Here is a 13,051-nt window from a genome sequence, read left to right as displayed (position 1 = left end):
GATCGTCGGCTCAGCTGTCGCTGACGGCGATCTCCATCCACATCGACAGGGCGCGTCCCGGCGCGAGGATAGCGAGTCCGCTCGCCTCGCCCTCCGGCGCATGGAGAGCGTCGGGCCGATGGGTGACGGGCTCGACGCAGCAGAAGTCCTGCCCCGGCGCATAGATGTGGGCCCAGCCGGCGTTCGGCGATGCGGTCAGCACGGTGGTCCGGCCCGGCCCGGTCAGGCGCGCGGTCCCGTCCCAGCCGGCGTAGCAATGGTCCACGAAGGGCGCCCCGGCGACCCGCGGGCCGGTCGACCAGTCGAAGACCTGACCCGGCGAAACCGGCGCGGTCGGGATCAGCCCCTCATCGACCGCCCAGACCGCATCGGCCTTCAGCGACAGGTGCGTCTGTTCGCCGACGGGAAAGTAGGGATGGAGCCCCAGACCCGCCGGCATCGGGGACTCGGCCACGTTCAGCACCGACAGGTCGATACGCAGGCCCGACCCGGCCAGGGTGAAGGTCTGCACCGCTTCATACGGCCATGGCCAGGCGCCGCCTTCATGACGGTAGACGAAGCTCGCCGAGCTCTCCGTGCGCTCCAGCAGCGACCACGGCTGCAGCCAGCCGTCGCCATGCAGGGCGTGCGGCGCGAACCGGTCGAGCACCGGCAGCGCCACCGTCTGCCCGTCGAAGCTGAAGCGGCCCTGGGCGATGCGGTTGGCGTAGGGGACCAGCGGGAAGCAGGCCGTCTCGAGAATGTCCGTCGCCCCATCGGGCGTGGGCCGCAGCACGGGACGCCCGCCGCGGGTCAGGCTCGAAATCGAGCACCCGAGCTCCGGACGCACCGTCAGCCGCCAGCTGCCCCGTTCGAGGACGATCACAGCTTGACCCGCGCCTGCGGCAGGCCCGGCGTCCCGACCCGGACGCGGTACAGCCCGCCAAGGGTCGGCTGTTCCGCCCGCTTGTCGGCGTTCCCCAGCCAGGCCGTGGTGCAATAGAGGTCGCGCAGGTCGGCGCCGCCGAAGGCCGCCTTGGTCACCGTCTGCACGGGCAGGCGAATGGTCCCGATCCGCTCGCCCGCGGGCGAGAAACGGGCCACGCCCCAGCCGTTGAACAGGCCGACGTGCAGCACCCCGTCCACGTCCACGCTGGGACCGTCCGCGAAGCCGTCCTCGGTGACGGCGAACAGCCGCTTGTTGGTCAGGAAGCCGTCGGCGTGATCGAAGGCGTAGATGCGGCGCTCGGTGGTGTCGTGGTGGTACAGGGTCCGGCCGTCGGGGCTGAGCGCCGGACCGTTGGTGACGCGGTAGCCGTCGTCGTGGCGGGTCAGTTCGCCGCCTCGCCAGCGATAGAGCGCGCCGGAGACGGTGGCCTCGCTGTCGTCCATCGACCCGAACCACAGGGTCCCGTCTGGCGCCACGAAGCCGTCGTTGAGCCGGTTCTGCGGCCGGTCCGCCTCGACCCGCTGGATCAGGTCGAAGGCGCCGCTGTCCGGATCGAACCGGTACAGGCCGCCGCGCACGCCGCAGACCAGCGACCCGTCCGTCGCCGGCAGGGCGAAGCCGGTCTGGTCGGGCGTGTCCCACGAGGTCTTGCCGCCGTCCGCCGGATCATAGCGATGCAGTTTGCGACCCTTGATGTCGACGAACCAGACGCAGGCGCGCGCCGCGTCCCAGACCGGCCCCTCGCCCAGCTCCGCCTGGACGTCCCAGATCAGTTCGGCTTCTCCGCTCATCGGTCAGCCGGCCGAGTAGGAGGTCTTGGTCTGGGTGAAGAACTCCACCGCCGCGAAGCCCTGTTCACGGGCCCCGTAGCTGGACGACTTCGAACCGCCGAACGGCACATGGTAGTCGACGCCCGCGGTCGGCAGGTTGACCATGGTCATCCCGGCCCGGGCCCGCCGCTGGAAGTCGCGGGCGTGCTTCAGCGAACTGGTGACAATGCCTGCGGACAGGCCGAACTCGACGCCGTTGGCGATCTCCAGCGCCTCCTCGTAGTCCTTGACGCGGATGGTCGAGGCGACGGGGCCGAAGACCTCCTCGTTGTTGATCCGGCCCCTGGGGTCGGTGTCGGCGATCAGGGTCGGCTGGACGTACCAGCCGGGCGTGTCGAGCGTCAGCCGCTCGCCGCCGGCGACGATGCGGCCGCCCTCTCCCTTTGCGATGTCGATGTAGCGGTAGGAGGTCTCGCGCTGGTCCTCGCTGACGGCCGGGCCGATCTGGGTGTTGGGGTCCAGCGCCCCGCCCACCCGCAGGGCCGCGACCTTCTCGCCAAGCGCGGCGACGAACCGGTCGTGGATGCCGTCCTGGACGATCAGGCGGCTTGAGGCCGTGCACCGTTGTCCGGTGGCGTAGTAGGAGCCGTCGAGCGCGATCATCACCGCCCGCTCCAGATCGGCGTCGTCGAGCACGACCAGCGGATTCTTGCCGCCCATCTCCAGCTGGACCCGCGCCTGGCGCTTCACAGCCCCCGCCGCGACGCCGGCGCCGACGCCCTGCGAGCCGGTGAAGGAGATGCCGTCGACATCCTTGTGGTCAACGATGGCCTGGCCCACGCCGCCGCGGCCGATGACCATGTTCATCACGCCCTTGGGCAGGCCCGCCTCGTGCAGGATGGCGACCAGCGCCTCGGCCGTCGCCGGGGTCGGGCCCGCCGGCTTCATCACCACCGTATTGCCGAAGGCCAGGGCGGGCGCGGACTTCCAGGCCGGAATGGCGACCGGGAAGTTCCACGGGGTGATCAGGCCATACACGCCGACGGCCTGCCGGTAGGTCTGGATCTCCACCCCCGGACGCACCGAGGCGAGGTTCTGGCCGTGAACCCGCAGGGCCTCGCCGGCGAAATACTTCAGGATGCGGCCGGCGCGGACCGTCTCGCCGATGCCCTCCGGCAGGGTCTTGCCTTCCTCGCGCGACAACAGCCGCCCGAGCTGCTCGCGCCGCTCCATGACCAGGGTTCCGGCCTTGTCGAGGATGTCCGAGCGCACCTCGGGCGAGGCTTCGGACCAGGCGGGGAAGGCCGCCTTCGCCGCCGCGACGGCCGCGTTCACCTCGTCCACGCCGCCGTCGGGGGTGCGGGCCACCAGGTCGCGCGTGTCCGACGGGTTCAGGCTTTCCGAGGGCCGGTCGGTGGGGACCTTCTCGCCATTGATCCAGTGGGACAGTTCGATTGTGTCGGTCATGGCCGGTCCTCAACAGTGACACGGGCGGCGGGGGAGCGCCGCCCGTGAGGGGTAGATAGGATGTGCGGGCTTCAGGGTCAGCCCGTCATGTCTTCCAGTTCGCGCCCGCGGGTCTCCTTGATCCACGCCTGCACGAGGAAGTACGAGATGAAGGCGCTGACGGCGTAGAAGCCGTAGGTGACCGTCAGGCCCAGCCCCGCGGCCATGGCCGGGAAGCTGACCGAGATGCCGAAGTTGGCGATCCACTGGGCGAAGCCGGCCACCGCCAGCGCCGAGCCGCGCATCTGGTTGGGGAACATCTCGCCCAGCATGACCCACATCACCGGGCCCCAGCTGAAGTTGAAGAACACGACATAGGCGTTGGCCGCCACAAGGGCGATCATGCCGACCTGTCCGGGCAGGTGCGGGGCGCCGTCGACGATCTGGGCCTGCGAGAAACACCAGGCCATCACGCCGAGCGTCACCGCCATGCCGGCCGAGCCGATCAGCAGCAGCGGCTTGCGGCCGATCCGGTCGATCACCGCCATGGCGGCGATACAGGCCAGGATCGACAGGGCGCCCGAACCGATGTTGATCAGCAGGGCGTCGTTCTCGGAGAAGCCGACCGACTGCCACAGCACGGCGCCGTAGTAGAAGACGATGTTGATCCCGACCAGCTGCTGGAACACCGCGAGGATCAGGCCGGCCCAGACGATCGGGCGCACCTTGCGGCTGATCGGATCGAGCAGGTCGGCCAGCTTGGGCTTGTGGTCCTTGGCGAGGGAGTCGCGGATCTCGATCACCTTGCGACGGGCGGCGTCGGCCCCGAACAGCCGCGTCAGCACGGCCTCGGCCTGGGCCTCCTTGCCCTTGACGACGAGGAAGCGCGGGCTTTCCGGGATCAGCAGCAGGGCGAACAGATAGATGCCGGCGGGGATGACCTGCAGCCAGAACATCCAGCGCCACGCCGGAAGGTCCAGCCAGAACAGTTCGGTCGAGCCCCCGGCCGTGGCCGCCAGGGCGTAGTTGGCCACGAACGCCCCGGTCAGACCGGTGATGATCATGATCTGCTGCACGCTGGACAGGCGACCGCGGATGCTGGCCGGCGTCACCTCGGAGATATAGGCCGGGGCCAGCACGCTGGCCGCGCCGACGCCGAGGCCGCCGATGAAGCGGGCGAGGATGAAATGCAGCGAGCTGTCGGCCGCGCCGGCCCACAGGGCGCTGATGATGAACATGACCGCGGCCAGCAACATGACCGTCTTGCGCCCGATCAGGTCCGACAGCCGCCCGGCCACGAAGGCCCCGGCGGCGCAACCCAGCAGGATGGCGCCGACATTGAAGCCGGTGCCCAGCGCCGACAGGTTGAAGGCGCTCTCGAGCCCGTCCTGGGTGCCGTTGATGACCCCCGAGTCGTAGCCGAACATGAAGCCGCCGATGGTCGCCACCGCGACGATCAGGGCGATGAAGCCCATGTTGACGCGGTCTCTTCCCACGATGTCGGGGCCCGTAGCCCCCGTCGGTCCTGCCATCTCATCCTCCCTATGGGCTCTCGCGGCCCGATGCATGGATCGTCCGGCTATCTCCAGCCGGCGTCCACGAAATACTCATGTCCCGTGATGAAGCGGGCGTCATCCGAGGCCAGGAACAGCGCCATGGCGGCGATGTCGACCGGCTCGATCCGGTTCTTCAGGCACTGGGCGGCGACGATCTCGGCCTCGCCCTCGGGCGTGTACCATTTCATCTGCCGCGGGGTCTTCACATTGCCCGGGACGATGCAGGCCACCCGCACCCCGTCAGGACCCAGTTCCCGCGCCAGCGCCCGGGTCATGCCCTCGATCCCGGCCTTGGCGGTCTCATAGAGCGACAGGTCCGGCAGGCCCAGGTGCCAGCTGATCGAGCCGAGGTTGAGGATCACGCCCTTGCCCGCGGCCTGCATCGCCGGCGCCACGGCCTGGGTGGCGAAATAGAGATGGCGCAGGTTCACGGCGATACGGTCGTCCCAGTAGGCCGGAGTGACCTCGGCCAGGGCATGGCGGTCGTCGTTGGCGGCGTTGTTGACCAGCACCTCCACCGGCCCGTGGACCCTGGCGATCTCGGCCAGGCACGCCTGCAGCGCCGCCACGTCGGTCAGGTCGCACCGGTGATAGGCCGGAGCCGGATTCAGATCGGCCAGCGAGGCCTCCAGCCGGCGGGAGTCCTCGTCCAGCACGTCCAGAAAGACCACACGCGCCCCCTGACGGGCAAAGCCCTCGGTCAGGGCCGCGCCGATGCCGGAGCCGCCGCCCGTGATCACCACCAGCCGATCCTTCAGGGAAGGATAGATCGCCGTACTCATACAGTTGCCCCCAACAGGCCGCGGCCTGCCAAATTACGCATCAACGCCGACACGCCGAACGTCCAGGGCGGCGCCCCGTCGCAGGCCGTGACCCTGTTCTCGAGCGCGCCCAGCCGCCCGGACGACACCCGCACGAGGTCGCCGGTCTTGTGGGTGAAACCCTTGCCGGGCGCGTCCCTGTCGTCGATCGGCGCGAACATGGTGCCGAGGTACAGGGCGAAGCCGTCGGGATACTGGTGGTTGGGTCCCGAGGCCTGGCGAACCAGCTCCTCCGGATCGCGGCTGATCAGGCCCATCGAACTGGCGCCGCGCATCACGAAACCGTCCTCGCCCGTGACCTCCAGGGCGACGGTGGCCTCGCGCACATCGTCCATGGTGAAACCGGCGTCGAACAGCCGGATGAACGGGCCGATGGCGGCGGAGGCGTTGTTGTCCTTGGCCTTGCCGAGCAACAGGGCGCTGCGGCCCTCGATGTCGCGCAGGTTGACGTCGTTGCCGAGGCTGGCGCCGACGGGCCGGCCGGCCGGATCGCAGACGATCACCACCTCGGGCTCCGGATTGCTCCACGCCGAATCCGACCGCACCCCGACCTGGGCGCCCCAGCCGACGGAAGCCAGCACCGGCGCCTTGGTGAAGATTTCCGCGTCCGGCCCGATGGCCACCTCGAGGTACTGGGACCACAGGCCGTCGGCGATCAGCGCCGCCTTCAGCGCCGCCGCCTGGTCCGAACCGGGCCGCACCGACGCGAGGTCGCCCCCGATCCGGCTGGACAGGCTCTGGCGGATGGCCCCGGCGGCGTCGGGATCGCCGCGCGCGCCCTCCTCGATCACCCGTTCGAGCGCCGAGACGGCGAAGGTCACGCCGGACGCCTTGATGCACTGAAGATCGACCGGCGACAGCAGGGTCAGGGCGTCCGGATCGGCCGGCTCCCAGGCCCGCTGGAACTCCAGCGCGTGGAGCGGGCCGAGATCGCGCCCGTCGGCCTCGGCCAGATCGGCGCGGGCCAGGGCGTCGGCGCTGGTGGCGGCGAAGGCCGAGATGTCGAACAGCCGCCCGCCACGCGCCAGCACCGGCGTCGGACCTTCGGGCAGTTGCAGCCGCCCCAGCAAACAGGCGTCAGTCCAGTCGCCGGGCAGGTCGTTGATGATTCGCGCCATATTCCTCGCCGCAGCCTTGCCGCCTGAACGGGACCCGGTCTTTGTATGTTAGCGCTAACATCTCCAGTGACACGAAGAGTGTCAAGCTTTTGCCTGTGAAATCACTCTTCAGATCGTGAAATCATTCCGCGGGCGGCGCCGACGACTCCCGAATGATCAGGCTGTGCGGAACGAGGTGCTCCCGGGGGACGTCGGCGTCGGCGTCCCGCCCCGGCGCGGTCTCGGTCAGCAACCGGATCGCCGTCTCGGCCATTTCGGCCACGGGCTGGCGCACCGTGGTCAGCGAGGGCCAGACCGCCGTCGCCAGGGGGGTGTCGTCGAAGCCGACGACGGTGAGCTGGCCCGGCACGTCCAGCCCGCGGCGATGGGCGGCGGCTATGGCGGCCGCGGCCATGTCGTCGTTGCTGGCGAAGATGGCGGTGGGCGGGCGCCGCGCCGACAGCAAACGCTCGGCCGCCTCGAAACCGGAGCGGTAGGTGAACTCCCCCGCCTCGACCAGGCACTCCGCGGCGGGTTCGGCCATGGCGAGTTCGGTCTCGAACCCGATCAGCCGCTCGGCGCTCGCCGTCTGATTCGGGGCGCCCTTGATGAAGCCGATGCGCCGGTGACCGAGCCCCAGCAGATAGCGGGTCATCCCGGCGGCCGCGGCCATGTCGTCGATCCGCACGCTGAGCGCGTCCGACTTGAACCGGCCGGCCGCCACGGCCACGACCTTCAGGCCATGCGCCTGCACCTCGGCGAGGGCGGCCCACGACTCCCCGTGGGGCGGTGGAAGCACGACGCCGATCACGCCTCCGGCCACGAGGCGCGCGATGGCCGCGCGCTCGCTCGCGGGGTCGGGTTCGCACTTTTCGATGACCAGCTGGGCCCCGACGCGGTGCGCGCCCTCAAGGGCCCCGAGCAGGAATTCGCTCAGATAGCTGGCGCTGGGGTTGGAATAGAGAATCCCGAGGCGTCCGGCTCCCGCCCTGGCCAGGCTGCGGGCGGCCGCGTTCGGCTTGTAGCCGAGGCTTTCGACGGCCTCCATGACCGCGTCCCGGGTCGCGGCCTTCACCCCGGGCGCATGGTTCATCACCCGCGACACCGTCATCGGCGAGACTCCCGCCATCCGCGCGACGTCGCTGATCTTCACCACGGACTTGCCAGAACCGGCGGCCATGCCTGTTTCCCCTGCCCCAAGATGGACCCGGGCACCGGCTTAGCAACCGCGCCGCGATTTCAACAGCGTGCTCGTCGAGGACGGCCGGCGTCAGATGTAGGGAAGCGCGCCGTAGGTTCCGTAATAATCGAACAGCCGGGTTCTCCAGGCGTCTCCCGCGCCGAGCGTCTCCAGCTGGGCGCGGTCCAGCGTGGGCGCGGCTTCAAGCGCCGCCTTGTCAAGCGCAACGACGTAGCCATTCTTCTCCACGTCGTACTCCAGCATCGACCACGGCACCGGATGGAAGCGTTCGGCGATGCCGAGGAAACCGCCGAACGACATCACGGCGTAGATGACCTGGCCGGAGACCTTGTGGATCGACAGATCCTCGACATGGCCGATGCGCTCGCCGGCGCGATTGAACACCGTCGTGCCGGTGACACGGCTCGACATGATCAGATGGTGGCGGGACTCCAGTGTCATCGTCGGCCTCCTCTCAGGTGCTGGCGGACTTCAATGGCCCCGCCAGGTTTCGGCCGGCGGTTCCGCCGGGCCGGCCGGGCCGGCGCGAGCGGGCGCTAGTGCTGATTGTGGCGACTGCTCGGTTCGGTGACCTGGCTCAGCGCCGCGGCGGTCCGGATGCCGCCGTCGTCGTCGGCGTGGCTGATGTCCCCGAGCGAAATGACGCCGACCAGCCGCTTGTCGCGGTTCAGGACCGGAAGGCGACGCACCTGCAGATCGCTCATCTGGGCCGCCACCTCGTCGAGATCCTCGTCCGCATAGCAGTAGCAGACCTCCCGGGTCATCACCTCGCGCACCGGGGTGTCGGGGCCCATGCCATCCGCGATAGCCCGGACGGCCAGGTCCCGGTCAGTGATCATCCCGATCAGGCGGTCATTCTCGCCGACGGGCAAAAAGCCGGCGTCGATCTTCTTCATGGTCCGGGCCGCATCCTGGATCGTGTCGTCCGGCGCACAGACCCGGGGATCGGTTGTCATGCAATCGCTGACGTTCATGGCGCTCATCCTTCGCTGCTCGAAGTCGCCCCTGATGAGTCAACCGGCAGGAAGCGGCGGGGTTCAAGCTGCGCCGCAAATATACCGGGCGCGGGCGGGAACCTTTGGACGGAACCCCCGATCCGGCCGTCGGTTGAGCGTGGGAACCCGGCGCAGGAGATGATCATGCGAGCGAAGACGGGTGTTCTGCCTCTCCTTCTGGCCGGCGCGGCGCTCGCGGCCTGTCAGGGGGCGAGAGACCAGACCAGGGACGCCGCCGCCCTGTTCGGACGGACGCCGGCGGCGCCGGAGAAAACGCTGCCGGAGCCGCCGGACGAAGCCACGCCGCCGGAACCGACCACGCCCGGGCGATAGAGCAAGGAATCCTCTTATGCTGGATCAGGCCCATGCCCGCGAACGGATGGTCGAACGCCAGGTGGCCCGGCGCGGCGTCGATGACGACCATGTGCTGGACGCGATGCGCGAGGTGCCGCGCGAGGTCTTCGTGCCGGAGGGCCTGCAGGAGTTCGCCTACGACGACGCGCCACTGCCGATCGAGGCCGGCCAGACCATCTCACAACCCTATATCGTCGGGCTGATGATCCAGGCGGCCGAAATCCGGCCCGGCGACCGGGTGCTCGAGATCGGAGCCGGATCGGGCTATGCCGCGGCGGTGATGAGCCGGATCGCCGGCCAGGTTTTCGCCATCGAGCGTCACGGCGACCTGACCGAGCTGGCGCGGGCGCGCCTGCAAAAGCTCGGCTATGACAATGTCGAGCTGCGCACCGGCGACGGCACGCGAGGCTGGCCCGAGGCCGGGCCGTTCGACGCCATCCTGGCCGCGGCAGGCGGCCCCGGCGTTCCACAGGCGCTCAAGGACCAGCTCGATCTCGGCGGGCGGCTGGTTATGCCGGTCGGGACCAGCCAGGATGAGCAGCGCCTGGTCAAGGTCACCCGGATCAGCGCCAGCCATTTCGAGGAGGACGATCTCGGCGGAGTCCGCTTCGTGCCCCTGATCGGCGAGCAGGGCTGGCCCGACGCCGACGCGGCCCGGCGAACGCCCGAGCCGCGCAGTTTCAGGCCGGCGCCGGTGGAAGCGCCGATCGCGTCCATGATCTCGGACGCCGCCGAACCGCTGCCCGCTCTCGACGACCCGGCGTTCGGCGCGCTGTTCGACCGTTTCGCCGAAGCCCGCGTCGTGCTGCTGGGCGAGGCCAGCCACGGGACGTCGGAGTTCTATCGCGCCCGGGCGGCGATCACCCGCCGGCTGATCGAGCGGCACGGCTTCACGATCGTTGCGGTCGAGGCGGACTGGCCCGACGCCGCCAGCCTTGATCGCTACGTGCGCCGACGTCCGGCCCCGAAGCACGCGGAACCGCCCTTCCGGCGCTTCCCGACCTGGATGTGGCGCAACACCGATGTCGAGGTCTTCATCGAATGGCTGCGCGGCTGGAACGAGGATCGCCCGGCCGAGGCGCGCGTGAGCTTCCACGGGCTGGACCTCTACAATCTGTCGGCCTCGATCACGGGCGTGCTCGACTATCTTGACCGCGTTGATCCGGAGGCTGGGAAGGTGGCGCGCGAGCGCTACGGCTGCCTGACGCCGTGGGCCAGCGAGCCCCAGGCCTATGGCCGGATGGCCCTGACCAGGGGCTATTCCCGCTGCGAACGGGCGGTGGTGAACACCTTGACCGACATGCTTGAGAAGCAGCTCGAGTACGAAGCCGGCGACGGCGACAGCTTTCTCGACGGCAGCGCCAACGCCCGCCTGGTCAAGAACGCCGAGGCCTACTACCGGGCCGTCTACTATGGCGCGGCGGAAAGCTGGAACCGGCGCGACACCCATATGTTTGAGACGCTCTGCGCCGTGCTGGAGGCGCGGGGGCCGCACGCCAGGGCCGTCGTCTGGGCGCACAATTCGCACATTGGCGACGCGTCGAAGACCGAGATGGGTCTGGTCCGGGACGAGCTCAACATCGGCCAGCTGTGCCGCGAGCGCTTTGGGCGCGACGCCGCCCTGATCGGTTTCGGCGCCCATGGCGGCGAGGTCGCCTGCGCCAGCGACTGGGGCGAGCCGATGCAGGTCAAGCGGATCAACCCCTCGCGCCCCGACAGCTATGAACGGCTGGCCCATGACAGCGGGGTCGAGCGCTTCCTGCTGGACCTGCGCGAGGGGGTGCACGAACCCCTGCGACAGCGCCTGCTCGACCCGAGGCTGGAGCGGTTCATCGGCGTCATCTACCGGCCGGAGACCGAACGCTGGAGCCACTACTCAGGCTGCTCCCTGCCCGAGCAGTTCGACGCCTGGGTCTGGTTCGACGAAACTACCGCGGTCACGCCGCTGCCGACGGCCCGGCGCGAGGGCGTGGCCGAGACCTGGCCGTTCGGACTTTGACCAGGCGGGTTATCGCGGCGTCGACGATGTCGCGGGGGTCAGGGCCTCGACCGGCCGCGGGGCCTCGAACTGGGCCCGCGTCCATTCCAGCACCACGGCGCGTTCGCCCCGGGAGGCGACCCCGGACGGGGCCATGACTACCGTGCCGTCGGGCTTGCGGATGTGCAGCATGGCTTCCCCGTCCAGTGTTTCGACGTAGGCCAGTACGCCCAGTGGTTCTCCATCGACGCTGAGCACCTCGGCGCCGGTCGGGAACGGGCCGCCGGGAGCCGGCGCGGAGACCGGCGGGGCGGGGGCCGGCGGCGGAGTCGTCTGCCCGCCCCCCTCCTGGGCTCCGACCGGGACGGCGAACAACAGGCCGCCGCCGGCGGCTGTCAGCATAAGGGTCCTGCCGAACATTTTGTGGCGTCCTGCGAAGGAGGGGTTCGACCCGGACCGAACCACCGATCCAGGACTTTGTTCCGCCACGGAGCCGGCCGGAACTGAACGTCTACTGCTTCGCTTAGCGTTAATCGGGGGTCCCCCCTTCGACGCAGAGGCCGGCATGAGCTCACCCGCTTCGTTCGTCTTCGACGACCAGCCCGTCATCCGTCCCCGGCCGTCCCGGACCCTGTTGAGCGCCCCGGCCCGCGCCGCGTTCGGCCGGCTGCTCGGCCGACTGATCCGGGTGGGCTCGCTGACCGTCGTCCTGCCCTCGGGCGAGCCCCTGACCGCCGGCGACGGGAGCGCCGACGAGGTCCGCATCCGGTTACGCGACCACCGCACGGTCTGGCGCATCGCGCTCTATCCAGGGCTGGCGTTCGGAGAGGCCTGGATGGATGGCGACGTGGTCCTCGAACGCGGAACGCTGTGGGACCTGATGGACCTGATCGGGCGCAATCTGTCCCTGCGGCCGCCGCCCCGCCGCGGACGGGTCGCCCGGCTCCTGCGGCGCATCGAACAGGCCAACGATCGCATCGCGGCGCGGCGCAACGTGGCCCACCACTATGACCTGTCGCTGGACCTCTACCGGCGTTTCCTCGACGCGGATCTGCAATATTCCTGCGCCTATTTCGAACGACCCGACATGAGCCTGGACGAGGCGCAGGCGGCCAAGAAACGCCACCTCGCCGCCAAGCTCCTGCTTGAACCGGGACACAGCGTGCTTGATATCGGCTGCGGCTGGGGCGGCCTGGCCATGACGCTGGCGGAAGACGCCGGCGCCCGGGTCACCGGCATCACCCTGTCCGACGAACAGCTTGCGGTCGCACAGTCCCGGGCCCGGGAACGGGGTCTCGCGGACCGGGTCGAGTTCCGGCGACAGGACTACCGCGACGTCGAGGGGACGTTCGACCGCATCATCTCGGTCGGGATGTTCGAGCACGTCGGCGTCCCGAACTACCAGGCCTATTTCGATACCGTGGCGCGCCTGCTGACCGACGACGGCGTGGCGGTGATCCACGCCATCGGCCAGAACCACGTCTCGGTCAGCAACCAGCCCTGGGTCGGCAAATACATCTTCCCCGGCGGCTACACCCCAGCCCTGTCGGAGATCCTGCCGGCCATTGAACGGGCCGGCCTGTGGGTCACCGATATCGAGATTCTTCGCCTGCACTACGCCGAGACCCTGAAGGCCTGGCGCGCCCGGTTCGAGCAGAACCGGGCCGGGATCGCGGCCCTCTATGACGAACGCTTCTGCCGTATGTGGGAGTTCTACCTCTGTATCAGCGAGGTCGCGTTCCGGCACCGCGGCTGCATGGTGTTCCAGATCCAGCTGTCGAAGCGGGTCGATGCCGTGCCGTTGACCCGCGACTACATCACAACGGCGGAAACGACGGCCTGAACGTCCGCGCACGGCTGGACTTCGGCGGCCCGACAATGTTCATCTGAACACTCGGAGGCGAT

The 13,051-nt window shown here is 69.5% G+C and carries 13 protein-coding genes; 3 read left to right on the top strand and 10 right to left on the bottom strand.

Translation table 11 applies throughout. The features are described 5' to 3' along the window. Positions 1–10 precede the first annotated feature (10 nt). From VEB62_RS04475 to VEB62_RS04435, 9 genes are all read right to left on the bottom strand, one after another. Complete coding sequence (locus tag VEB62_RS04475) at positions 11–865, bottom strand: aldose 1-epimerase (protein ID WP_324795944.1); 855 nt, start codon at positions 863–865, stop codon at positions 11–13. After that, a complete protein-coding gene (locus VEB62_RS04470) occupies positions 862–1,719 on the bottom strand; it encodes an SMP-30/gluconolactonase/LRE family protein (protein WP_324795941.1) in 858 nt (285 codons plus the stop codon). Before VEB62_RS04470 ends, VEB62_RS04475 begins: the two co-directional genes overlap by 4 nt. Positions 1,720–1,722: 3 nt before the next feature. Next, entirely contained in the window at positions 1,723–3,165 is a 1,443-nt protein-coding gene (locus VEB62_RS04465) for an aldehyde dehydrogenase family protein (protein WP_324795939.1), read from the bottom strand. A 77-nt stretch (positions 3,166–3,242) separates the two neighbouring features. Continuing rightward, complete coding sequence (locus tag VEB62_RS04460) at positions 3,243–4,676, bottom strand: sugar porter family MFS transporter (RefSeq protein WP_324795936.1); 1,434 nt, start codon at positions 4,674–4,676, stop codon at positions 3,243–3,245. Positions 4,677–4,723: 47 nt separating this feature from the next. After that, complete coding sequence (xylB, locus tag VEB62_RS04455) at positions 4,724–5,482, bottom strand: D-xylose 1-dehydrogenase (protein ID WP_324795933.1); 759 nt, start codon at positions 5,480–5,482, stop codon at positions 4,724–4,726. Beyond that, positions 5,479–6,639 carry a fumarylacetoacetate hydrolase family protein gene (locus VEB62_RS04450; protein ID WP_324795931.1) on the bottom strand — a complete coding sequence of 387 codons (1,161 nt, stop codon included), beginning with the start codon at positions 6,637–6,639 and terminating at the stop codon, positions 5,479–5,481. The genes xylB and VEB62_RS04450 overlap by 4 nt, the downstream gene beginning before the upstream one ends. A gap of 121 nt (positions 6,640–6,760) precedes the next feature. Beyond that, complete coding sequence (locus tag VEB62_RS04445; protein WP_324795929.1) at positions 6,761–7,798, bottom strand: LacI family DNA-binding transcriptional regulator; 1,038 nt, start codon at positions 7,796–7,798, stop codon at positions 6,761–6,763. A gap of 90 nt (positions 7,799–7,888) precedes the next feature. Continuing rightward, the gene (locus VEB62_RS04440; protein WP_324795926.1) at positions 7,889–8,260 is read right to left on the bottom strand and encodes a PRC-barrel domain-containing protein; all 372 of its coding nucleotides are present in this window, start codon (positions 8,258–8,260) and stop codon (positions 7,889–7,891) included. 95 nt (positions 8,261–8,355) lie between these two features. Next, positions 8,356–8,793 carry a CBS domain-containing protein gene (locus tag VEB62_RS04435; protein ID WP_324795923.1) on the bottom strand — a complete coding sequence of 146 codons (438 nt, stop codon included), beginning with the start codon at positions 8,791–8,793 and terminating at the stop codon, positions 8,356–8,358. Positions 8,794–8,958: 165 nt separating this feature from the next. Between VEB62_RS04435 and VEB62_RS04430 the strand changes: the two genes are divergently transcribed. Both VEB62_RS04430 and VEB62_RS04425 read left to right on the top strand, forming a co-directional pair. Further along, a complete protein-coding gene (locus tag VEB62_RS04430; protein WP_324795920.1) occupies positions 8,959–9,147 on the top strand; it encodes a hypothetical protein in 189 nt (62 codons plus the stop codon). Between the two features lie 16 nt (positions 9,148–9,163). After that, positions 9,164–11,167 carry a protein-L-isoaspartate(D-aspartate) O-methyltransferase gene (locus tag VEB62_RS04425; protein ID WP_324795917.1) on the top strand — a complete coding sequence of 668 codons (2,004 nt, stop codon included), beginning with the start codon at positions 9,164–9,166 and terminating at the stop codon, positions 11,165–11,167. Positions 11,168–11,176: 9 nt separating this feature from the next. Here VEB62_RS04425 and VEB62_RS04420 read toward each other — a convergent pair whose 3' ends face one another. Then, positions 11,177–11,566 carry a hypothetical protein gene (locus VEB62_RS04420; protein ID WP_324795914.1) on the bottom strand — a complete coding sequence of 130 codons (390 nt, stop codon included), beginning with the start codon at positions 11,564–11,566 and terminating at the stop codon, positions 11,177–11,179. A gap of 145 nt (positions 11,567–11,711) precedes the next feature. Between VEB62_RS04420 and VEB62_RS04415 the strand changes: the two genes are divergently transcribed. Next, complete coding sequence (locus VEB62_RS04415; RefSeq protein ID WP_324795912.1) at positions 11,712–12,989, top strand: class I SAM-dependent methyltransferase; 1,278 nt, start codon at positions 11,712–11,714, stop codon at positions 12,987–12,989. Positions 12,990–13,051 lie beyond the last annotated feature (62 nt).

It is taken from the genome of Brevundimonas sp. (assembly GCF_035626975.1).
In the GTDB taxonomy this organism is placed as follows: Bacteria; Pseudomonadota; Alphaproteobacteria; order Caulobacterales; family Caulobacteraceae; genus Brevundimonas.
Note: the sequence above shows the minus strand (reverse complement) of the source record. Positions and strands in the feature narration are given on the sequence as shown.

Excerpts from the sequence above, each read along its gene's own strand:
- VEB62_RS04470 (WP_324795941.1), bottom strand. The coding sequence starts at position 1,719 with ATGAGCGGAGAAGCCGAACTGATCTGGGACGTCCAGGCGGAGCTGGGC.
- VEB62_RS04465 (WP_324795939.1), bottom strand. The coding sequence starts at position 3,165 with ATGACCGACACAATCGAACTGTCCCACTGGATCAATGGCGAGAAGGTC.
- VEB62_RS04460 (WP_324795936.1), bottom strand. The coding sequence starts at position 4,676 with ATGGCAGGACCGACGGGGGCTACGGGCCCCGACATCGTGGGAAGAGAC.
- xylB (WP_324795933.1), bottom strand. The coding sequence starts at position 5,482 with ATGAGTACGGCGATCTATCCTTCCCTGAAGGATCGGCTGGTGGTGATC.
- VEB62_RS04450 (WP_324795931.1), bottom strand. The coding sequence starts at position 6,639 with ATGGCGCGAATCATCAACGACCTGCCCGGCGACTGGACTGACGCCTGT.
- VEB62_RS04445 (WP_324795929.1), bottom strand. The coding sequence starts at position 7,798 with ATGGCCGCCGGTTCTGGCAAGTCCGTGGTGAAGATCAGCGACGTCGCG.
- VEB62_RS04440 (WP_324795926.1), bottom strand. The coding sequence starts at position 8,260 with ATGACACTGGAGTCCCGCCACCATCTGATCATGTCGAGCCGTGTCACC.
- VEB62_RS04435 (WP_324795923.1), bottom strand. The coding sequence starts at position 8,793 with ATGAACGTCAGCGATTGCATGACAACCGATCCCCGGGTCTGTGCGCCG.
- VEB62_RS04430 (WP_324795920.1), top strand. The coding sequence starts at position 8,959 with ATGCGAGCGAAGACGGGTGTTCTGCCTCTCCTTCTGGCCGGCGCGGCG.
- VEB62_RS04425 (WP_324795917.1), top strand. The coding sequence starts at position 9,164 with ATGCTGGATCAGGCCCATGCCCGCGAACGGATGGTCGAACGCCAGGTG.
- VEB62_RS04420 (WP_324795914.1), bottom strand. The coding sequence starts at position 11,566 with ATGTTCGGCAGGACCCTTATGCTGACAGCCGCCGGCGGCGGCCTGTTG.
- VEB62_RS04415 (WP_324795912.1), top strand. The coding sequence starts at position 11,712 with ATGAGCTCACCCGCTTCGTTCGTCTTCGACGACCAGCCCGTCATCCGT.